This window comes from Paenibacillus solani, assembly GCF_001277345.1.
In the GTDB taxonomy this organism is placed as follows: Bacteria; Bacillota; Bacilli; order Paenibacillales; family Paenibacillaceae; genus Paenibacillus_AQ; species Paenibacillus_AQ solani.
In genome coordinates this window covers 231,507-251,659 of the sequence record NZ_LIUT01000005.1, presented here as the reverse complement: position 1 = coordinate 251,659, position 20,153 = coordinate 231,507, and the positions used below count along the sequence as shown (strand labels likewise).

The 20,153-nt window shown below is 49.6% G+C and carries 24 protein-coding genes; 2 read left to right on the top strand and 22 right to left on the bottom strand.

Translation table 11 applies throughout. The features are described from left to right. Positions 1 to 373 precede the first annotated feature (373 nt). On the bottom strand, positions 374 to 1,255 hold the full coding sequence (locus tag AM231_RS21410; protein WP_054404428.1) for a nucleotidyltransferase-like protein: 882 nt from the start codon (positions 1,253 to 1,255) through the stop codon (positions 374 to 376). A 185-nt stretch (positions 1,256 to 1,440) separates the two neighbouring features. Here AM231_RS21410 and AM231_RS21405 point away from each other — a divergent pair, with 185 nt between their 5' ends. Continuing rightward, a complete protein-coding gene (locus tag AM231_RS21405) occupies positions 1,441 to 1,806 on the top strand; it encodes a DUF2614 family zinc ribbon-containing protein (protein ID WP_053491513.1) in 366 nt (121 codons plus the stop codon). A 243-nt stretch (positions 1,807 to 2,049) separates the two neighbouring features. On the opposite strand, the gene AM231_RS21400 is transcribed toward AM231_RS21405, so the two are convergent. The 20 genes from AM231_RS21400 to uptA all read right to left on the bottom strand — a co-directional run bounded on the left by AM231_RS21400 (position 2,050) and on the right by uptA (position 17,404). After that, positions 2,050 to 3,762, bottom strand: a complete 1,713-nt coding sequence (locus tag AM231_RS21400; protein ID WP_054404427.1) for a glycosyl hydrolase family 18 protein — start codon at positions 3,760 to 3,762, stop codon at positions 2,050 to 2,052. Positions 3,763 to 3,882: 120 nt separating this feature from the next. After that, positions 3,883 to 4,302: a peroxide-responsive transcriptional repressor PerR gene (gene perR, locus AM231_RS21395; protein ID WP_053491511.1), complete on the bottom strand. Its 420-nt coding sequence runs from the start codon at positions 4,300 to 4,302 to the stop codon at positions 3,883 to 3,885. Between the two features lie 87 nt (positions 4,303 to 4,389). Then, positions 4,390 to 5,709: a DUF4097 family beta strand repeat-containing protein gene (locus AM231_RS21390; protein ID WP_054404426.1), complete on the bottom strand. Its 1,320-nt coding sequence runs from the start codon at positions 5,707 to 5,709 to the stop codon at positions 4,390 to 4,392. A gap of 54 nt (positions 5,710 to 5,763) precedes the next feature. Continuing rightward, positions 5,764 to 6,372, bottom strand: coding sequence for a hypothetical protein (locus AM231_RS21385; RefSeq protein ID WP_054404425.1), 609 nt, complete (start codon positions 6,370 to 6,372; stop codon positions 5,764 to 5,766). Between the two features lie 195 nt (positions 6,373 to 6,567). Next, positions 6,568 to 7,281, bottom strand: a complete 714-nt coding sequence (locus tag AM231_RS21380) for an MgtC/SapB family protein (protein ID WP_054404424.1) — start codon at positions 7,279 to 7,281, stop codon at positions 6,568 to 6,570. Between the two features lie 53 nt (positions 7,282 to 7,334). After that, on the bottom strand, positions 7,335 to 7,790 hold the full coding sequence (locus AM231_RS21375) for a GNAT family N-acetyltransferase (RefSeq protein WP_054404423.1): 456 nt from the start codon (positions 7,788 to 7,790) through the stop codon (positions 7,335 to 7,337). Between the two features lie 202 nt (positions 7,791 to 7,992). Then, positions 7,993 to 9,432 (bottom strand): Asp-tRNA(Asn)/Glu-tRNA(Gln) amidotransferase subunit GatB, encoded by a 1,440-nt coding sequence (gatB, locus tag AM231_RS21370; protein ID WP_054404422.1) that lies wholly within the window; start codon positions 9,430 to 9,432, stop codon positions 7,993 to 7,995. Positions 9,433 to 9,462: 30 nt separating this feature from the next. Then, on the bottom strand, positions 9,463 to 10,920 hold the full coding sequence (gene gatA / locus AM231_RS21365) for an Asp-tRNA(Asn)/Glu-tRNA(Gln) amidotransferase subunit GatA (protein WP_054404421.1): 1,458 nt from the start codon (positions 10,918 to 10,920) through the stop codon (positions 9,463 to 9,465). A 20-nt stretch (positions 10,921 to 10,940) separates the two neighbouring features. Continuing rightward, complete coding sequence (gatC, locus tag AM231_RS21360; protein WP_054404420.1) at positions 10,941 to 11,228, bottom strand: Asp-tRNA(Asn)/Glu-tRNA(Gln) amidotransferase subunit GatC; 288 nt, start codon at positions 11,226 to 11,228, stop codon at positions 10,941 to 10,943. A gap of 175 nt (positions 11,229 to 11,403) precedes the next feature. Beyond that, a complete protein-coding gene (locus tag AM231_RS21355) occupies positions 11,404 to 11,784 on the bottom strand; it encodes a hypothetical protein (RefSeq protein ID WP_053491503.1) in 381 nt (126 codons plus the stop codon). Between the two features lie 174 nt (positions 11,785 to 11,958). Next, positions 11,959 to 12,735, bottom strand: a complete 777-nt coding sequence (locus AM231_RS21350; RefSeq protein WP_054404419.1) for an ABC transporter permease — start codon at positions 12,733 to 12,735, stop codon at positions 11,959 to 11,961. Next, positions 12,732 to 13,655 carry an ABC transporter ATP-binding protein gene (locus AM231_RS21345; RefSeq protein ID WP_054404418.1) on the bottom strand — a complete coding sequence of 308 codons (924 nt, stop codon included), beginning with the start codon at positions 13,653 to 13,655 and terminating at the stop codon, positions 12,732 to 12,734. The genes AM231_RS21350 and AM231_RS21345 overlap by 4 nt, the downstream gene beginning before the upstream one ends. Further along, complete coding sequence (locus tag AM231_RS21340) at positions 13,652 to 13,852, bottom strand: PLDc N-terminal domain-containing protein (protein ID WP_423212937.1); 201 nt, start codon at positions 13,850 to 13,852, stop codon at positions 13,652 to 13,654. The genes AM231_RS21345 and AM231_RS21340 overlap by 4 nt, the downstream gene beginning before the upstream one ends. Positions 13,853 to 13,890: 38 nt before the next feature. Then, positions 13,891 to 14,100, bottom strand: coding sequence for a hypothetical protein (locus AM231_RS21335; protein WP_054404417.1), 210 nt, complete (start codon positions 14,098 to 14,100; stop codon positions 13,891 to 13,893). Next, the gene (locus tag AM231_RS21330) at positions 14,097 to 14,441 is read right to left on the bottom strand and encodes a YxlC family protein (protein ID WP_054404416.1); all 345 of its coding nucleotides are present in this window, start codon (positions 14,439 to 14,441) and stop codon (positions 14,097 to 14,099) included. The genes AM231_RS21335 and AM231_RS21330 overlap by 4 nt, the downstream gene beginning before the upstream one ends. Next, positions 14,425 to 14,982, bottom strand: coding sequence for an RNA polymerase sigma factor SigY (sigY, locus tag AM231_RS21325; protein ID WP_054404435.1), 558 nt, complete (start codon positions 14,980 to 14,982; stop codon positions 14,425 to 14,427). The genes AM231_RS21330 and sigY overlap by 17 nt, the downstream gene beginning before the upstream one ends. Before the next feature lie 231 nt (positions 14,983 to 15,213). After that, positions 15,214 to 15,405, bottom strand: a complete 192-nt coding sequence (locus tag AM231_RS21320; RefSeq protein WP_054404415.1) for a hypothetical protein — start codon at positions 15,403 to 15,405, stop codon at positions 15,214 to 15,216. Between the two features lie 176 nt (positions 15,406 to 15,581). Next, positions 15,582 to 16,220 (bottom strand): MBL fold metallo-hydrolase, encoded by a 639-nt coding sequence (locus AM231_RS21315; protein ID WP_054404414.1) that lies wholly within the window; start codon positions 16,218 to 16,220, stop codon positions 15,582 to 15,584. Between the two features lie 2 nt (positions 16,221 to 16,222). Next, positions 16,223 to 16,789 carry a thioredoxin family protein gene (locus tag AM231_RS21310; RefSeq protein ID WP_054404413.1) on the bottom strand — a complete coding sequence of 189 codons (567 nt, stop codon included), beginning with the start codon at positions 16,787 to 16,789 and terminating at the stop codon, positions 16,223 to 16,225. 3 nt (positions 16,790 to 16,792) lie between these two features. Beyond that, a complete protein-coding gene (uptA, locus tag AM231_RS21305; RefSeq protein ID WP_054404412.1) occupies positions 16,793 to 17,404 on the bottom strand; it encodes an undecaprenyl phosphate transporter UptA in 612 nt (203 codons plus the stop codon). Positions 17,405 to 17,558: 154 nt separating this feature from the next. Between uptA and AM231_RS21300 the strand changes: the two genes are divergently transcribed. After that, on the top strand, positions 17,559 to 17,873 hold the full coding sequence (locus AM231_RS21300) for a hypothetical protein (protein ID WP_054404411.1): 315 nt from the start codon (positions 17,559 to 17,561) through the stop codon (positions 17,871 to 17,873). On the opposite strand, the gene AM231_RS21295 is transcribed toward AM231_RS21300, so the two are convergent. After that, positions 17,851 to 20,040: an O-antigen ligase family protein gene (locus tag AM231_RS21295; protein WP_054404410.1), complete on the bottom strand. Its 2,190-nt coding sequence runs from the start codon at positions 20,038 to 20,040 to the stop codon at positions 17,851 to 17,853. The two genes, AM231_RS21300 and AM231_RS21295, sit on opposite strands and share 23 nt — an antisense overlap. Between the last annotated feature and the right edge of the window lie 113 nt (positions 20,041 to 20,153).

The window sequence follows — 20,153 nt, the reverse complement described above, 5'->3', positions numbered from 1 at the left end:
TGTGTTCATTCTCTATTTCAACGTCCCGCCTAAGCGGTCCGTTTTACTCACTCGTTGTTCAGTTTTCAAAGATCAACCTTCGTTTCTTGCTTGCCATCCGCATCTCAGCGGCGACTTTTATAATATATCATGTTGCCCATTGTTTCGTCAAGAACTTTTTTTTAAAAACTTTTTAATTCGACATTTTCTTAACCGAATTAACAAAGTCCCTTTCGAAGGGGCGAGTTATAATTTATCACAGAATGTAACAGCTCGTCAACACTATTCAGCAATTTATTTATCAACTTCATGCGAGACTTCATATAACAGATATGCTAAGACAATTTGCTGCCTTTTCAAACACCTACAAATAAAGAAGGACTGCCGTCCTTCTTCATAAATCCAAGCAATATCGAATCGTCTCAGTACCATGTGGACGGGAATCCCTCCACATCGGCAATTCCTTTACGAGTCCTCGATATATCAGTTTTCGCATGACGATAGGCAGTTCTCGGGATACAGGTGCCAGCTCAGGGTGAAGGGTTAATTCTTGGACGGTCCATGGATGCCGACGGCTTCTCAAGACTCGAATCAGTAATGCTGAGGAACTCTCCAATTTGGATATCATAGAGAACTCATAGGCCAGCAGAGCCAGCTCCACTCGTTGACCAAGCGTTTCCGTACTGATTGTCAGTTCCTCATATAATTTCCGCACAGGTGTGTTTAATCCTGTGATTTGCTCCCAGACGGCCGATTCTGGATGAATCCCCCGTTCAATCAGTTCAAGGCCTGCCCAATAATGAAGACCTTCTAATAATGTATGATAAGCATCCAGTACCCGATCATCATGTAGTAGTGTCTTGGCATCCACATACTTTTGCAGAAAATGAGCGAAACCAATGAACAGTTTCTGCTCTCGGAACGGCTCCGCAAACCTTAAAAAGTCTCGGCGCAGATTAGATAGGCGATCTTGACTGTCTTTTATGATATCTCCTTCTAGGAGGCATTTGATCAATATTTTATGCGTGCCGCTCAGGAGCTCCCTATGCAAATCGTCCAACCCGACACTAATAACCTGGCATCGTTCCCCGTTTACAATCGAATGTTGGATCAGAGGCTCATCGGGTGTTCCCTCGTACACTACAGCTATATTGACCTCAAAATCATGAATAAGTGAGCCTTGCATCGTTTTCGCTGAATTCCGGTACGCTAGCGCTCCAATCGCTTGCTCATCCACCGTATTACCATAATAAAAAGAAAAGTTGGCTAATTCCACGTTTCCCTCCATACATTCCTTGGCGAATTTCAGCCATTTCAGTTATAATGTATTTCTACGTATCTATTGTTAGTTCCTTCTTTTAGGAGATAAGATCTTCATCAGAAGACAATTGAATATCGATTTATTGTCAGTTTCACGTTGCTGTGTAAACGAATATTTAAATGGACAGGGGATTGTGAGCCATGATCTTTAAGAATGCAAAAATCAACGCCTTCCGTACTTGGGGATTGCTGCTGACGATGCTTGGTATGGGACTGATGGTGCTTGGCACAGCCGGAATCGTATTCTTCGGACAAGCTGGCAAAATATTTGCCGGAATTGGACTGGTATTTGGTCTCATTATGATGATGGGAAGTCTCGGCATTTACTTTTGGGCAGGGATGCTGTCCACCAGTGCTGTGCAAATTCAGTGTCCCGAATGCAGTAAATTAACCAAAATGTTGGGTAAAACTGATCGCTGTATGTTCTGCCATACGATCTTGACACTCGATCCAAGCCAGGCTAATATCACGGCAGAAGAACTCGAAGCCCAGCAGACCAAAGCATAAGTTTCAAGAACTTGTGTAATAGGTTGCACATTAGGCTAGATGAATAAACGTACAAAGAACCCGGTTATCGCGAAGATAACCGGGTTCTTGTTATATAGAGTACAGGCAACCAAACATCAAGTTCAGCAAATCAGAACTATTAGAAACGCCATGACTGCTTCAAAACATAATGATTTGTCTTTTGTTCAGTATGTTCCTACATATTTATCAAATAAGATTGGCTATAAGTACGAATGCTATTCATCAGTCATGTATCGTCTTAAGAACTTCCCAGGTCTCCGGAATGGCCAGGCTTCGGTTCCAGGAGGCAATGCCGCCAAGCTCCAGCTTTTTGGCCATCTTTACCCGGGATTTCAGAGAGATCGCGTCCTCCATCCAGATTTTTATGACGGACTTGTCCTCTGTGAATTGAACGTAGTTCTGTCCAGTACTGGCATCCAACGTCCCCTTCAACTTCTGTTCTTCCAGCAGATTCTGCAACTTCTCCATCCCAATCGCTTTGGAGGATACCTTAGTCTCCCCCTCTTCGCTTGTCTCCGTCCAAACCCGCGTATATAAGGGTATGCCCAACACCAGCTTGGAGGAAGGTACCGCATCCTCTTCAAGTATCCGTCTTACCGATTGCTCAGCCCATGGCAGCGAAGATACCGATCCCGCTTTTGGGCTGGAAGCCCAGTGCTCGTCATAGGCCATCACCATCATATAGTCGACGGTTTCCCCTAGCCTCTTCCGATCCAGAAAGAGCGACCACATCTCGCTGTTCGATCTCGGCGTCACGTCAATGGATACAATCAGCCCCCTGGCTTTGGCCAGCGGCTTCAACTCCCTCACGAATTGAACGACATGATCCTTATCCTTGGTATGAACATTCTCAAAGTCAAGATTGATGCCGTCGAGTTTATATTGCTTAGCGTACGCCAGCATCTGCTTAATGATGTGAGATCTTCTATCAAAGGTAGACAATGCTGCCGTCGTCAACTCAGGATCAAAACTGTTATCCATGAGGCCCCAAACTTCCATATTTCGATGATGAGCCCAGCTTACATAATGCGTAGAAGCTTTAGATTCGACATTGCCTTCTTCATCTACAATGTGGAACCAGGTTGGACTAACCACGTTAACTCCAGGCAATTTGCCGATGCTTTCGGTACTCGGGTTTTTGCTATATACGGCTTCCCATACCAGATTGACTGACTTGTCCTTCCATTCCAATTCTGCACGTGAAGGAATCTGCGCAAGGAGAGGAATTTCCTTCACTTCTCCAAGCTTTGCCTGCTGCTTCAGAATATACCCCGTATATCCATTATCCGCCTGAACATACAGCCAATCCTCTTCTTCCCGCCACACACGCAGTCGCTCACCAACAGGCATATCCAGTACAATAGATGACTTCTTCTCCGGGTTCTCACGCAGATCTACCGTATCCTCAGGCTTGGCTGGTGCAACTTCTGCAAGCTGAATCGAATCCCCGGCACGCATCAGAATGATGGCACCTGTAACTGAATTCTCATGAACAACCACACCATAAAACTGCTTGAGCGGCTTAAGCGGAACGTAGGCAATACCGTCGATAAGCTCAGGCGCATAAGGTATCGTGGTTTCCTTGCCGTTTAATTCACCTTTCGTACTCCCCATCTTCAAACGTAAAACTGATTCGGGAGTTGTTATAATAACCGACTCCGTCTCCTGCTCATAACGAATATTCTCATCCACGCTCTCCTGGATTACCGTGATGGGCAGCAGCAATGTTTCTCCCGCACCCCAGGCAGGATTAGATTTCAGTTCACCTTGAACAAATATAGGCTTGTTAAGCCCTTTCCAGTCCGGAACCGTATAGCTCTCGCTTCGCAGCACTGTGGTGACCACCCACCAAATCCCAATCGCTAACAACAGTATTCCCAGATAATAAGCGCCCCTCGAGCGCCTCTTTTGACGCCGATATCTTCTCCTTGCCAAAAATACTCCCCCATTTCCTCATCCCGTCGCTAAACTCCCTTTTTTTGAAAAAGACGCCTCTAAAAATAAAAACGTGTGGAATGAGTCATTCCCCACGTTATCTATAACCACCGGTGTCGTCTATTGGCAAGACTTGCAGAGCCCATAGAGCTCCATTCTTAATCCCTTCACTTCGAACCCGGTGCTTCTCTCAGCCTGTACGCCAACATCCTCAAGGGAAGGATAGCTGAAATCCTCAATTTTACCGCAACTCTGACATATTATATGATGGTGATCCGATACATTCGCATCAAAACGACTCGAGTTGTCTCCATAAGTCAATTCACGCACCATGCCGGATTCAATAAACATTTTCAAGTTGTTATATACTGTGGCTACGCTCATGCTAGGAAAATTAGGCTCCAGAGCCCGATAAATGTCATCCGCTGTCGGATGGCCCATTGATTCCACGAGATACGTTAAAATAGCATGGCGTTGCGGCGTGATTCGGACACCGGTCGTTTTCAGTTGTTCCAGCGCATGCTGTACGGACGTTCCCATGGTTGCCCACCGCCTTCAATTTTGACTAATTTTCATACAATATCTACTACTCTTAAGTTTTATTGTACGGCGTCTTTTGGATTTTTGTCAATCCGGCAAAGGCGTCCAGTCCCCAGGGTTCCGTCTTTCCTCCTGTTCTAGATAGCTTCGATAGATATTCAGATTGCTGTTCCCTTCAATATGGATGGAATGCTCAGCTGTACCGGCTTCACCGGTGATGGTTTTCTGCTCGATCAGGAGATTGGGCAATGTGGTTAGAATTCTACCGTAGCTAATCGTCCCTTCCAGCTTGTAATCACCCTCCAGCGGAATATGAAGATTCATCTCTCCAACCGCACTATAAACATTCCAGTCGCCTCCGATATGTGACGATCGCACTGCCACCGCACCATTAAGCGATTCTGCATTTAGCTGTGACTCCGCGCCACTAATCAGAATATTGCCATTCCTTGTTTGAACCCGGACATTATCCGTCGTCCGCTTCACCGTCATATTCCCTACTTGCGTGGTCAAATCCGTTTCACCCGTAATGTCAACAGCCAGCACATTCCCACGGTTCGTGGACATTTTGATATTGCCTATAACGCCTCTTGCCGTAATTTCACCATTTAATGTTTTGCCGGTAACATTACCGTAAATACGGTCCAGCGTGATGGGGCCGTTGCCGCTTTCCAGCAGTATATTCTCAATGGCTTCAACACGATTCAACGAAATGGCGCCATTCATTGTTCGCACTTCAAAGTTAAACCTGCGATCATCCGGAACAGCGATTTTCAAATTCATACGAGGCTGTCGTTTACCCGATTCTCCATAGGCCTTTCCCTTGGACCGTATCGTGATCGTTTTGCCTTCACCGATCTCAATTATCGACTGTTCGGCAATCGCTTCTGCTATACCAGGCTGTTCGCGGTCAACCCATACCTGCGCTTGCACCTCGATTTCGTCCACATTCTCTCGCGTGATGGAGATATCCCCGTTTAATTGGTCAATGATGATGCGTTCGGTATCCAGGTCGACGGGAATCGTTAGATCTGGCTTTTGAAATCGATTGCCTTCAGCTTCACTGTAATCCACTCCCGCAGCCGTCAGATTCAGACTTACCCGGTTCCAGAGGTGAAGAAAATGCTCCTGCTCAGAGATCACAAATACAGATGCCGTGACAGCAACGGCGAGCATTATCCCCTTGATGTCAGGGCGAAACCTAAACTCTCCCCGTCTGCCAAACTGGCGAGACCCTATATACCGTGCCAGATATTCGATACCGAGCAGTATAAACAGCAGCGGCCACCATCTCTGCAGCATGAATACATAATCCGTGCCTCTCCACTCGTCCAGCAGCAATAGAACACCTGTAATGATCAGCAATAAGGCAGCAGTGTAACGTCCGACTCTGATTTTATATTTCATCCGTCTCCTCCCCCCGCCTGTTCATGCGACTCACCTCTTATTCGCGGACATCCACTATAAGGGCCTTTCCTTTCCTCTTCGATGCCTGAGAATTTCCCGAATTCCGGCCCAGATTCCGATCACGATCAAACCTATAGCCGAGGCTTCCGCGCCATAATCACGAATCCACACCTGCAGCCACGGAGGTTTCTGGTGAAACAAAATGAGCAGTGTACCGCTCACGACCAGCATCAAGCCAAAAGTAAGCCCCCGCTCGTTCCGAAAGAGGTAGCTCCGCCCATTTCCCTCACCGGCAGCAGCGACAACCTCGCCACGTCTTCTGCGGGACATAATATATTCAGCAGCCTGCAGCACATCATACACATTATAGAAATAAGCTACTGGAATCAGCAGCCCCAATACAACGAGCAGCGGTACATTGATCTGCATTCCGATGGATGAGAAATATAACAGTGCCGATGTATCCAACAACAACATCATAATAAAGGTAATTCCCTTACGATACATACCCAGGTACAGATGACCCATGCCTGGAATAAGGGCAGCGAGTAGAAGGGCATAGATTTTTCTTTTTTTTCGTTGCAGGCCAGGATGGCGTTTCATCCGCACTGTATGTCTTTTTTTCTTTTTTACTGTAGATTGTGATTCGGGTATTGGATTCACAAGCTCTCGCCTCCTTCGGAAACATCCAGGAACTGGCGTAGTATACGTTGGTTTTCTTTGATAGTACCCCAATGGGGAGTCGAAGTAACTGGCAAAAAACTGGTACGTGATCCGCAAAACTTGCATGGCACAAAAAAAACGGCACAGCCAGTAAATCAGCAATTGCCGTTTGAGATCATTCATTATGCCATATTTTTATTCAGCCGTAACCATCGTTACTTGCCCGATTCTCCGCAATTTTCGAGTGATATCGAGCGGCTCGAATTTGCGAACGGTCAATACATGAAGTGCGATTTCGAGCCCTAATATCGGTGGCTGAAGCTCCCCATATGCCGCACTGCTGCGTTCGTTAACGATGATCTTCTTAATGACAAATTCCTGTTCCTCCAGCAGAGCCGAGATGTCATCCAAAATATTGGGCGTATTCGATGCATGGATGGTGATCAAATGCAGTTTGCTGCCCCGAATGTATCGCTGCTCCAGCTTATTGAAGACAACCAGAATCAGAAGGATAAGCACTGTGGATACGATCGAGGCAAAATAAAATCCGGCACCGACCGCGAGCCCCACCGCGCCTACGACCCAAATGGAAGCAGCTGTAGTTAATCCGGTAATCGATTTACCCGTGAACAGAATGGTACCGGCTCCCAAGAAACCAATCCCCGTGATGACGGCTGTGGCCAGACGCGCAGGATCGATTCGAACGTTAATTTCGTCCACAAAATCAGAAAAACCGTAGATCGATAATAGCATAATCAGTGTAGAACCCAAGCATACTAATATATGCGTGCGCAAACCAGCAGCATGGTTGGATCGTTCGCGCTCAAAGCCGATCAAGCCGCCGAGCAGCAGCGCCAGCAGCAATCTCAATAAAATAGATACATTATCTATAACCCAAGGATTATTCAAAAAACGGTACTCCCCTCATGTCGGCTTCTTATCCCTGCTGCATTTAACATACATTATAAATATAAATGGAATTCCGTTAATTCTACACCGGGAGCCACTTCAAACACATGATCCTTCACAAATCCAAACTTTTCATACAAGTTTACCGCCGGTGTATTAAGCGTACCTGTCGAGACCACGAATTTCGGTGCCTCCCTATAAGATTCCAAGACATGTTGAATTAAGATCCCCGCGATTCCTTTGCGAAAATGACCGGGATGAACCATCATCCGTGATATGGTGACTTGCTTCTGTTCCGGCTCTACTGCAATAGCTCCGATGATATCCCCATCTTCATTTACATAACCAAAAAAGGTTTCACCGCTCAAACGGATCGTATCGAAGGTATCCTGAAGCGGAGGAATTTCCATGAATCCGATCCGTTCCGCTTCAAGCGGGTACGCCATATGCTGCAGGCTCCATATCTGCTGGACGGTATCTCTATCCTCCAAAGATAGTTTGCTGATCATCAGTTTCAACTCCTTCCCCTTGTCATTGTAAGAAAAACGTCATCGGCATACTCTCAAAGAAGACAGACCGCGTTTAGCAGTGTTTCTTGCGATATCAGGACGCAGTCCTCCGAATTTCATACTTTCTGATATCTTAAAAAGGAACTTGCCCCTGTTGGGGACAAGCTCCCTCTCACTGCAAAATAATTCAGGCTCCTCGAGTCTAACCGTTCAGCACTTCAACCAACAGTTTGTTCGCGAGCGCCGGGTTTGCTTTACCCTTACTCTCTTTCATGACTTGACCAACAAGGAACCCGATCGCTTTCTGTTTACCAGCCTTGTAGTCCTCGACGGATTGCGGATTGTTCGCAACCACCTGTTCAACAATGCTCTTAATCGCACCTTCATCGCTGATTTGGACGAGGCCTTTCTCTTCAACGATTTGTGCAGGCAGCTTGCCGCTTTCCAGCATCTCCTTGAAGACGGTTTTGGCGATTTTGCTGCTAATGGTTCCCTTCTCAATCAATCCGATCATCTCACCTAAGCCTTGACCCGTAATCTTCACTTCAGACAGTTCCAGATTGTTCGAGTTCAAATAGCCCAGCAAGTCACCCATAATCCAGTTGGATACCGATTTGGCATCCTTCGTATAGTTCAAGCTGTCCTCGAAAAAGTCAGCGAGCAGCTTGGACGACGTAATGACCGCCGCATCATAGTCCGGCAAGCCGTACTCGGAAGAATAGCGGACCTTACGGGCATCTGGCAGCTCGGGAATCGTTACACGAATCGCTTCTTTCCATTCCTCGCTAATATGCACCGATACCAGATCCGGGTCTGGGAAATAACGATAGTCGTGCGCCTGCTCCTTCCCACGCATGGAGAGGGTCTTCGCCTGCGCTTCGTCCCAGCGGCGGGTTTCCTGTACGATCACGCCACCTTCGTCGAGAATCTCCGCTTGCCGGAACTGCTCATATTCCAAACCGCGCTGTACGCCGCGGAAGGAGTTCATGTTCTTCAGCTCTGCCTTGGTGCCGAATTCCTCCTGTCCCCATGGACGAAGGCTGATGTTAGCATCGCAGCGAAGCGAACCTTCCTCCATCTTCACATCGGAAACATCGCAATATTGCATAATTGCGCGTATTTTCTCGAGATAAGCTTTGGCTTCCTCCGGTGATGAGATCTCCGGTTCGGACACGATCTCAACAAGCGGTGTTCCTACGCGGTTAAAATCCACCAAGGAAGCATATCCGCCATCCACATGCGTGAGTTTACCTGCATCCTCCTCCAGATGGAGACGGGTAATCCCGATTCGCTTCGTCTTGCCGTCCACCTCAATATCGATCCAACCATGTTCACCGATCGGCTGATCGTATTGGGAAATCTGATATGCTTTCGGGGAATCCGGATAGAAATAGTTCTTGCGGTCGAATTTGCTAACATCACCGATGGTGCAGTTCAGCGCCATGGCAGCCTTCATGGCGTATTCCACCGCCTGACGGTTCAATACAGGCAGTACGCCGGGATGACCCAAGCAGATGGGACATGTATGCGTGTTCGGCGGAGCTCCAAACGCCGTGGAGCAGCCGCAAAATATTTTGGAATTGGTATGCAGCTCTACGTGCACTTCCAGTCCGATAACCGTTTCATATTTGGATGTAGACATCGATTGTTTCCCTCCTTCTCTGCCGCCAGTTTACAGTTCAGGGCGCCGTTTATGGTGTTCAGTATTTTGCTCATAGGCATGCGCGACGCGCAGTACGGTCGACTCATCAAAGGCTTTGCCGATAATTTGCATACCTACGGGCAGTCCATCCGCGAATCCGCAAGGAACACTGACCGCCGGCACACCTGCCAAGCTGACAGGAATCGTCAGGATATCATTCAAGTACATGGTAAGCGGATCGTCTACCTGGGCTCCCAGCTTAAACGCTGTAGTCGGAGCGGTAGGTCCGATGATGACATCATATTGCTCGAATACTTTGTCGAAATCTTGCTTGATGAGCGTACGGGCTTTCTGTGCCTTCAAGTAATAGGCATCGTAATATCCAGAGCTAAGTGCATAAGTCCCCAGCATGATGCGGCGTTTCACCTCATCGCCGAAGCCTTGGCTGCGGGATTCATGATACAGGTCGATCAGACTGCCTGCATTGTCGGAACGAACGCCATAGCGCACACCGTCAAAACGGGCCAGATTCGAGGAAGCCTCTGAAGAAGCAAGTAAATAGTACGTTGCTACCGCATATTCGGTATGCGGCAAGGAAACTTCATCCCAGGTAGCTCCCTGTGCTTCGAGCACCTTCAGTGCGTTCAGAACCGTTTCCTTCACTTGGGCGTCAACGCCCTCGCCCAGGTATTCCTTAGGCACTGCAATGCGAAGACCGGAAACATCTCCTGATAATGCACTCAAATAGTCCGGCACGTCCACTTTGGCGGATGTCGAATCCATCGGATCATAACCTGCAATAGCTTGCAGGACATACGCGGAATCCTCTACATTTTTCGTCAAAGGTCCGATCTGATCCAGCGACGATGCAAAGGCAACAAGGCCAAAACGGGATACGAGGCCATAGGTCGGTTTCAATCCCACAACACCGCAATAAGATGCTGGCTGTCTGATGGAACCGCCTGTATCCGAACCCAGCGCAAAGTAAGCTTCGCCTGCAGCTACAGCTGCGGCAGAGCCGCCGCTAGATCCACCAGGCACCCGGTCTAAATCCCATGGGTTGCGCACAGGATAGAAGCTGGAGTTCTCATTGGAGCCGCCCATAGCGAACTCATCCATGTTCAGCTTGCCGATCGTCACCGTATCGGCTGCCCGCAGTTTACCGACAACTGTCGCATCGTAAACCGGCGTGAAATTGGACAAGAACTGACTTGCACATGTCGTGCGAAGTCCTTCTGTCACGATATTATCCTTGATTCCGACAGGAAGCCCGAACAGCAATCCGCGTGTGCCTCCTGCTGCAAGCTTGTCATCCAAGGTCTTGGCAGATGCACGCGCACCTTCCTCGTCCAACGTAATAAATGCCTTCACCCGATCCTCACGTTCAGATATACGGGTAAAAGCTTGGTCAACCAAATCGGTTACGGAAAGCTCCTTATTCTGCAGCTTATTATGTATCTCCGATAACTTGTAATCAAACAGACTCAAGTGTGTATCCTCCCTTCAGGCTATTCCAAGACAGCAGGTACTTTAATTTGATCATCTTCTTCGTCCGGTGCATTCAGCAGCACTTTCTCAATAGGCAAGCTGGCGCGCACTTCATCTTCTCTCATAACATTGCTAAGGTGAAGCACGTGTGTAGTCGGCTCGACACCTTCAGTATCCAATTCGTTCAACTTCTCGGCATATTGTAAAATCGCATTCAGTTGACCTGTAAACATCTGCTCTTCTTCAGGCGTCAGATTTAAACGGGCCAGCTTCGCTACATGCTGAACATCCTTATCGGTAATGCTCATAGCTTTACGTCCTCCTTCATGCCCCCATCCAGTTAAAGGGGTAAAGTCTGTCTCGATAACTTTTTTCATTATATTGTAGAAGCATGGAAGATTCAATCCAATCGACACGAAGCTTTCCGCTTCATACCTGCCGTTTCTTGCCACTTCAAAAAAGAGTCGGCCTCAGCCGACTCTTCTAAATCCAAGCTCGAAGATTCACTTGTTTGATGAAATCCGCCTGGGACATTGCTTCCTTTGTTTCTTCTTCCTCTTCAACACTTTCTAACTCGCCGTTCATCACAAGACGAAACAGCTTCTCATTATATGTCGACAGGGCGAAATCGATGAGCGCTTCCCGTTCGACCCGCTCGGCTTCCTGTTTCAACACGATCGATTCCAGCTCAATATCATCTGCCGGAACAAAAAAATTACGGTTGAGGCTGGGAATCCGAATGACGTAATCAAACGCATTGTCCGGATTGCGGTCATAGGCAATGATATAACCGTATTGACCGATTGGAAGATTCTGTTCAAAGGCATCCGCAACGATTGTAATCTTTTCCCCTAAACGCAGCATCGTCTACCTCCTGAGTGGTCTATCCTTTTTCAAGTATCTCGTAAGAAAAACTTCCGCTATTGCGGTCTACCCGACGAGAACTTCGCCGATAGTCGTTTTTCTATTCTCATAGTCTACTAAAAAAAGATAGAGATGTCCATGTGATTCAGATAAAACCTGAAACTCCCATGGAAACTAGGATTGCGGGGATAAAGGACTCCTTCTGAGGAGTCTGGCGGCAACGATAATTGATACCGCCATGATCAGTATGGCAACGAGTATTGGTGACCATGAGATGCTCCCTGAGCCAAGAATTTGCTCCGCAGCCATGCCGCCTAACCGGCCTGGGCTCCATTGAACATGGGAGGGCAGTAAACTGGATAAGAGCGAAAGCGCCCCAGCAACCGCCAGGCTGATGAAGGCAGCAGCGGGCCCGCGAAGGATGGCACCCAGCGGCAATAAGAGCGTTACGATCCAGGCCAGCCATACGGCGTATAAGCCAGCGCCACCGGTAACCGCTGCCCAATCTAATGGACCAATGAGCTGATACGTATAATAAGCAGCGCCGCCAAGCCCAAGCGCAAAGGAAACGACCATCAACGTTATCATGGCGGCCCATTTGGCAGTCATCATGGGAATCGTGGATACGGAGCGAGCGAGCACAAGCTCAGCCGTACCGGTGGACCGCTCCCCTGCTACCGTGTTCATTCCCGCCAGGACAAGCACCAGCAGGCCGATGATGTTGAATTGGCCCAAGGTCGAAGCCATAACGCTCTCAGCGGATGGAACGGTGAATAATGCGGCTGCTTCCGGCGGCACTTCCCCAGCCATGGAAAGAATCTCTGGCAAATAGTACGTGGATACCGGCTGCATGATGCCAAGCAGCAAAAAGATTGCGGGAACCCAAATCCATTTATAAGTCCGGCTTGCTTCAGTCATTTCTTTTTGATAATAAATCCAGAAAGACTTCATGAACTCACCACCTTCATAAACATATCCTCGAGCGAAGACGTACCGGCTTCAAAACGAAGCAATTCGATTCCGCTATCGGCAAGCTCCTTAATTAACGCAGTACGCGCAGCCGCCATATCGGTCACCATCAGCTTGGCGCCGCGTTTGCCCAGCTCGATCTCATGTACATAAGGACGGCTCGCGAGACTGTCAAGCCAAGCAATCTCCCGCTCACCCGGCTCTACCTCAATGGTCAGGACCGGCTGGCGATATTTCGTGCGAAGTTCGCTAAGAGAGCCCTTCTCGGCAATTTCTCCGTCTACCATTAGCACCATGTCATCGCAAATCTCCTCTGCATCGTGAAGCACATGCGTAGAGAACAGCACGGTGACTTCTCCGCGCAGGCGGTAGAGCAGGTCCATAACCTCACGGCGTCCGATCGGATCAAGCGCCGATACCGGCTCATCCAGCATGATTAGCTCCGGCTCATGCACAAGCGCCTGAGCAATACCAAGCCGCTGCTTCATTCCGCCGGAGTAACCGGATATTCGGCGTTTAGCCGCTTGCTCCAGGCCTACCATTTCAATGACATCCCGGCTCCGCTTAACAGCTTCTCTTCCCGACAATCCTGACAGTTTGGCGCTGAAAGACAAGTATTCCATGCCTGACATCCAGCTATAAAACTTGGGGTACTGAGGCAAGTAACCAATCCGGTTACGCCAGTCTTTTGTATGCGCATTGCCGGAGCCATATCGGATCTCACCCCGGGTTTGCGGTATTAATCCCGCCAGCATGCGCAGTGTAGTCGTTTTACCAGCACCATTCGGTCCAAGCAGAGCAGTACAGCTTCCACGCTGCAATTCAAAGGATATGCCCTTGACCGGCGTGATGCTTCCTATATTTTTGGTCAATTCGTGAATGCTCAGGAGTTTGTTTGTCAAGCTTCCCGCCTCCCTGCCACAAAATAAGCAACGCTGCCAAGAATATTCCCCAGCAGGATAATGAACACCCACATCCATTTCGATCCCCGAATGCTTGCAGGCTCTGCTTTATACAGAGAGATAAACCCCGTTACGGCAAGGATCGCCTGCAGTGCAATGATCGGCCAGATTAATCCCCAATTGATATTGATATCCATGATAACTCCCCCTACGTTTCAAACTATAATAATAGAACTCAAGATTTGTGATGGTCCTTACGAATAACAAATATCCAGTAAAGAAGCAGCGGCAGCGGCATCGTAGTCGAGCCCCATATTCCCCAGAACCAAGCCATCTTGCCAAGATCCCGCTTCCTTGCATCCAAGAAAAGCCATGTCCCCTGGATCAGCACAAGCACAAAAGCAAGAATAATTACACCCAGCGGGGTTTCGTTCACTTCATTCATCGGATCCCCTTCTTTCCGGCCGATCTCAGGCTTTTGGAAAATATAAGGATCGTTCCTCCTGCAACCATGCCAAACACATGGATAAACAGAAGGATAATCGGTGCGGACAGGGCGGCGAGCATTGCGCCACCAACGATGAAGAGTGCAATCAGAAGAAAGAGCACCAGCTCGAATTTCATCCGTCGCCGCTTTCGCTCCAAGGTATGAACGGCCAACGTGTGCAATCCTTCCAAGGTGGGAGAAGGCACATCATCAAACAATTGATCGACACGTTTCATCTCCTGGGTTAACCCTTCTATCCATTGTTCATCCTCATGCTCATGTTCAGGCCTTTTGACCATGTTCACCCATCTCCTTTCGCAACTGTTTGATGCCATAAGCCGTTCGTGATTTCACCGTTCCCTCGGGAATGCCAAGCATGGTCCCGATTTCATCGTAGCTGTAGCCGTAATAATGCTTCAGCAGGATGGCAATCCGATGATCCTCGGATACGCGGGATAATCCATCCAGCATGTCCGTCCAGTCCTCTCCCCGCCGTTCCATCTGCCAGCGCATACGCCTGGCTGACTGAACCGCCTCCTGTTCCAGCCACTTCTTCTCCCGTTTCTTTCGCCGGGCGCTATCGATAAACAATCGGGTAGCAATCGTAATCATCCAGGAGGAGAAGGACGAAGTTCCGTTGTATCGGTTCATATTCTCCATGCATCGAACGATCGTATCCTGCGCGGTATCCTCCGCAACCATCGGATCCATCGTTACTTTCAGCAAATATTTATAAAGAAAGGAATAATGCTGCTTAAACAGCAGTGCCATGGCAGCTGCATCTCCTTGCTGTGCTTGTTGTATCAATTCCTCTTCATCAGGGCCCATGATTGAAACCATCACCTTCTTTCGCCTTCCATCTCTAATACGAATAACGGCATCCAATCGTTCAAAAAGAATATTATTTATTCTGTACCAGAGGATGGAAACCATGTGAACCTTCATGCTGCTAGAATTATTTCATCGTAAATCTGCCTAAAGCAAAAAAAGCAGCCGCAATTATGCGGCTGCTTTCTCCAATAAAACGAAAGGTCTCTTTCTTGAGGGTGTCATTGTTCGGTACGCTAGTCTCTATTGATTAAATCGGATAAACTGCAGCCGTTGGTGCCATGGCTGCTGCATAATCGCTTCTTCCTTCACCAGCCTGTCCCAAACAACAGAAGATATATCTGTTCCAATCCGCCGATTGGACTCGGGTTGTCGATCCACCTCTTCGCTTCCTGCAGCAATCCCGTTTAACAGCGATAGATGATCCTTTCTCACTAGCCCTTCCCCCTAATCACGTCCATACCAAAAACGTCCCCTAAAATAAAAGAACGCAAACCGGGATTAATTCCACAGTCTGCGTGCTTCGCAATGGGTAACATTTAATTAACCGTATTGTATCAATGTTGTCTATATTTGTCCAGACCTATTCCCGATTTATGTCGGATGTTATCTTAACGGCCTGATGGGACGTAAGGATTACGCTGTTTTTCATAGCCTATCGTTGTACGAGGGCCATGGCCGGGGTAAACCACGACCTCATCCGGAAATGTGTACAGCGTATTTTGAATGGAATGAATCAAATCACCTTCACGTCCGCCCGGCAGATCCGTGCGTCCAACACCTAAACGGAACAGAACGTCTCCAGAGAACAGATCATTACCGCTCAGAAAGCTCACGCTTCCCGGCGAATGGCCAGGAGTATGGAATACCTTGAAGGTATGACCGATCAGCTGCAGCTCAAGTCCATCCGCCAAATCATACTCTGCGGGTTCAGCAGACAATGGCTCGGTGACCTGAGGCCACATCAGCGAACCGTTAAGCTTCGGACTGGTCAGCCATTCACTCTCCAGAGAATGCAGATAGACTGGACAGCCCTTCCGTTTGCGGATTTCTTCAACGCCGCCCATATGATCGAAATGCGCATGGGTCAGCAGGATAGCTTCGATCTCCAGATCGGCAATTCGCTTAAGCAGCGGCCCAGGATTCATGCCAGGATCAATAATAACCGCCTTGCCTTCTACAGGCCCTGTCAATAAATATGCATTTGTCTGAAGAGGACCTAAATTAAATGTCTCGATATGAAGTGTCATAATCAGAACCCTGAGAAGAGCTCGCGCAGTTCCTTAATGATGGCAGCGTGAAACTCATACCCTTCCCCATAAGCTTGAATAATGTGCTGACGTGTCTCCGCCAGGTTATCCTGGTAGTCTGGCGCTTCCCGATCCGGATTGTTCTGTTTGAACTCAACCATGAACTTTTGAATGTGAGCAGGACGCGGTCCCCATGTGCCGAGCACATGACCGCCGGTATCCGAGATGATGACAACAGGCACAGAGCGGCCGCCCATTGTGAGAAACTGATCCATGACGTCCAGATTCTCTTCCATAATCAACACTTCCGTCTCCATCCCGGCCGTCTCCATCGCTCGGAATACGACGGGAATGTTTCGCGCCACATCGCCGCACCAGTCCGCTGCCAGAATAAGAATCCGCAGGTCATCCCGGAAATTCAGGCTTTCGAAGAACTCCTTATCCTCTTCATTCTGCCATGCAAACTGCTCGTACCCTGCTTTAAAAGTCTCCTGGTTCTTCTGCATACCGTCCATGAATTGCTGCGGAGATATGCCCGTGCCCAAATGATTAGCCATATTCATACTCATTCGTTATTTCGACCTCGCCTTCTTTGATTTTATCCATTTTATCAAAAAATAAAGAATCATGACGGCCAACGCGCCCAGCAGAATTTCCCGTACGTAAGGCCCTGCCTTCTCGTCGATATGCTCCCATTGATCACCAAGAAGCATTCCAAGGTACAGGAATAATGCGGTCCACGGAATAACGGCAAGAGTAGTCAAGAGCGTAAACCTTCCCACATGCATTTTGGATATGCCGGCCGGTATGGAAATCGCATGCCTTACTACCGGTACGAAGCGTGCTGTGAATATAACACCAGTACCGTATTTGCTGAACCAATTCTCTGCGTAATCGATATGCTTTTTCTTAATTAGTATGTACTTTCCGTACTTCTCCAGGAAAGGTCTGCCGCCATATCGGCCAATCCAATAAATAAACAATTGCGCAAGCACGCCGCCAACAGTACCAAAGATCATGGCTCCAATAAAGTTAACCTCACCTAAGGATACCAGATATCCGCCATATGCAAGTACGATTTCGCTTGGGATTACCTCAACCATTAAGCCGAGCATAATTCCGAAATAGCCCAGCTGCTGGATCCATTCAAACAGTCGGCCTATTGCATCGTATAAGAATTCCACGCCTGTCCCCCGCTTTCCCCTACTGCGTACATTTCTTGTACTAGCCTATTCTAACACAGCCCGGGACATGCCTTCTACTGCGCCCAATTCTAAACAGCACGGTGACTATCGCCCCTGCCGGAACATATGGTGATACAAAGGAGTGAGCCACCATATGCGTTCTCCCCATGCCAAACAGCCCGGCAGCAAGCCGCCCTCCCCGCGTGGTATCCGGCGGGCATGCAGCAAAGAATTATATCGTACGATCAAGCGCCTTAAGCTGTACCTTCCTCCCGAAACGGTGAAGCAGGGTGAGGAATTGTATTATCGGAAAGTCATCGGCAATTTAATCTGGATTCACGAAAATTATAGTAACAAAAAGCTTTTGTGCGACTGGTGGGAAAAAGACGTCTGTAGCGAGCTTGCCGAGCTATGGCAGGTTCCGGAACGTCAGTTAGCCTCCGCCTTCAGGGATGCCTTCGGCGGATAGCATCCCTTCCCTCCAGCATTTCTACTAAGCGGCCAGCCTGGCGGACAGCAAGGGATGACAATTCAAAACCTCGATCATTACGATGAAGGTCGGTCTCAGAGAGGGAAGTCGCAAGGGAACGATAACGCTCGAGGAGTTCCAAGCCGGACCGGGCCGCTTCTTCCGCGTGGGCAAGCTCGCCTGCCGTCCGGTGCCATTTAGCGAGCGAAGTCAGCTTCAGTACCGCTCGGGTTTGCTTGACCGTATTAAACCGATCCCGATCGATAGCTCTTTGATACCAAGCAGCCGCTTCCTGGGGCGCACCTCTAAGCGAATACGCTTCAGCCAGCTTCCAGCTTAAGCCCGGGTGATCAGGCGAATACGTCATGCTGTTCATCAGTAATGGAATTCGCTGACTTGGGGGAAGCCAATTCGCCAAGCGCAGGGCCGCCTCGGTGTTCGCAGGATTCCACTTTAGTGAGGAGCGAAGGAGAGCGATCTGCCGCTCTACTGGTTGGGAGACCGCAAGACGTGCTTCATCCTCGCTGATGGCGAGTGCGGCTGCGAGCAGAACCCAGCTTGTCAGCAATAAGAGCGCTAGACCTCTCAGCGACAACCAGGACATGAATGACCGATCTCTTCGTTTCCTGGCATAAACGGCTAGTCGCCTTTTCACCAGTGTAGGCCATTCACCTCTTCTAGATTTATGCGGCCTATGATGAGGTCCAGCCTGCGCCTCCCGACCAGAGGAGGACGAAGCCAAGCCCAGCACGACAAGCCACAACAGCAGCAGCCATACCAGCCCAAAGCTCCAGTCAAAATCTACAGCTGCATGTCCGATCAGCACGAGGGCAGCAGGCAGGAGCGGGGAATTCACAGCCAGGAGTCTCGTTATCATCATGCTGATCAGAACAAGGACAAGCAGCAGCCCGATGACTCCCGTATCCAGCAGAATATTCATATATCCACTATGCACCTCAGCACCCACGTAAGGCTGGGACTGAATGGCAAGATAGGATTGCCGCCATGTCTCTCCGCCGCGCCCCAGCCACAGCGACGACCGGGCCAGCTGCCAAGCGTCGCTGTATAGCAGGCGGCGCGCGCTTAGCGTTGCCGCACCGCCCAGGGCCCGATCCTGCACCTGATGCAGGATCATGGCTCCAGCTGCGGCGGCCAGCAGCGCCGCAGCCCCCACAGCCCCTGGCGCGGCATAGCCTCGCCCAGGGCTCCCGCTGTGCCGCCAGCGGCACAGCAGCGGGCCGGCGAGGACGCCGCCGGCCCAAAGCCCGGCCAGCCACAGCAGGCCGGGCAGCAGGGCTGGCGCCAGCCTGGCCTCAGCCAGCTGGCGATACAGCAGCGCCGCGCTCGCCACAGGCGCGGCGGCAACCACCAGGAGCGGCGCGATCGCATGCCGCTCCTTGGCGAAGCCGGCCGCGCACGCAATAGCGGCCGCGAGCCAGGCGCCGCGCGACTCCGTCAGGAGCAGCGCGGCGGTGTAAGGCAGCAGCGGCAGCAGTGCCGCCGCTGCGCGGAGCGTGCCCGTCCGGTTCCGCAGGACGGACGGGAGCGCGAACAGCCGCTCGAGCAGAAAGGCGGCCATCACAGCCCCGAACGTGTTCGGATACTGAAGCAGGCCGCCAAGCCTCGCGCCCGTTGCGCTGATATTCGCATCCGCCGTAAGATAGATCCCATACGGCAGCGCGAACAACCCATATACGGCAAGCAGCGCGCTGCCGCACAGCACGGCGCCCATGAGATGCCAGCCCGCCTGCATCATTCGCAAGCCCTCGGCTGTACGGCATATCCGCCAAGCTATAACCGCAAAGGAGCCGTAACTCCCCCATCGAATGATCTCTTTCATCGTGCCTGCAAGTGAGAGCGGTTCTCCGATTCCATGGAGACCATACAGGAGCATCATTCCGCAGATGCAGCCTATAAGCATCCGCAGTCTCTTATCATCCAGTAGAATCCAACCAGGCCATGATGTCGAAGCAGTGCTATGCATTTTCCGGTTCTGGAGCTTATGAAGAAACCACTCCATTGTGATCATAATCAGAAGAAGGAGTCCAAAGCCCATTCCCATTCCATATACATCCCCGGCAAAAAACATGCCGCTTCGCATTGCTGCTACGAGCACCAAAGCAATCAGCATCATTCCGCCATACCGATACAGGATCTTCTGATCCATGAACCAATCCCCCATCCCCAGAAGTTGCAATAAAGTTCCGCATCCCTAAGCTCCCCATCAACGGCTGGTCGTTCGTCGTTAAAACCATCTACTAGCCATTGTGGTCAAGGGGT

Excerpts from the sequence above, each read along its gene's own strand:
- AM231_RS21405 (WP_053491513.1), top strand. The coding sequence starts at position 1,441 with ATGATCTTTAAGAATGCAAAAATCAACGCCTTCCGTACTTGGGGATTG.
- AM231_RS21310 (WP_054404413.1), bottom strand. The coding sequence starts at position 16,789 with ATGAGTATGAATATGGCTAATCATTTGGGCACGGGCATATCTCCGCAG.
- perR (WP_053491511.1), bottom strand. The coding sequence starts at position 4,302 with ATGGGAACGTCCGTACAGCATGCGCTGGAACAACTGAAAACGACCGGT.
- AM231_RS21340 (WP_423212937.1), bottom strand. The coding sequence starts at position 13,852 with ATGGATATCAATATCAATTGGGGATTAATCTGGCCGATCATTGCACTG.
- AM231_RS21375 (WP_054404423.1), bottom strand. The coding sequence starts at position 7,790 with ATGATCAGCAAACTATCTTTGGAGGATAGAGATACCGTCCAGCAGATA.
- AM231_RS21350 (WP_054404419.1), bottom strand. The coding sequence starts at position 12,735 with ATGAAGTCTTTCTGGATTTATTATCAAAAAGAAATGACTGAAGCAAGC.
- AM231_RS21390 (WP_054404426.1), bottom strand. The coding sequence starts at position 5,709 with ATGAAATATAAAATCAGAGTCGGACGTTACACTGCTGCCTTATTGCTG.
- sigY (WP_054404435.1), bottom strand. The coding sequence starts at position 14,982 with ATGGTTTCAATCATGGGCCCTGATGAAGAGGAATTGATACAACAAGCA.
- AM231_RS21295 (WP_054404410.1), bottom strand. The coding sequence starts at position 20,040 with ATGGATCAGAAGATCCTGTATCGGTATGGCGGAATGATGCTGATTGCT.
- AM231_RS21315 (WP_054404414.1), bottom strand. The coding sequence starts at position 16,220 with ATGACACTTCATATCGAGACATTTAATTTAGGTCCTCTTCAGACAAAT.
- AM231_RS21300 (WP_054404411.1), top strand. The coding sequence starts at position 17,559 with ATGCGTTCTCCCCATGCCAAACAGCCCGGCAGCAAGCCGCCCTCCCCG.
- AM231_RS21335 (WP_054404417.1), bottom strand. The coding sequence starts at position 14,100 with ATGAATGAAGTGAACGAAACCCCGCTGGGTGTAATTATTCTTGCTTTT.
- AM231_RS21330 (WP_054404416.1), bottom strand. The coding sequence starts at position 14,441 with ATGGTCAAAAGGCCTGAACATGAGCATGAGGATGAACAATGGATAGAA.
- gatC (WP_054404420.1), bottom strand. The coding sequence starts at position 11,228 with ATGAGCATTACCGATAAGGATGTTCAGCATGTAGCGAAGCTGGCCCGT.
- AM231_RS21355 (WP_053491503.1), bottom strand. The coding sequence starts at position 11,784 with ATGCTGCGTTTAGGGGAAAAGATTACAATCGTTGCGGATGCCTTTGAA.
- gatB (WP_054404422.1), bottom strand. The coding sequence starts at position 9,432 with ATGTCTACATCCAAATATGAAACGGTTATCGGACTGGAAGTGCACGTA.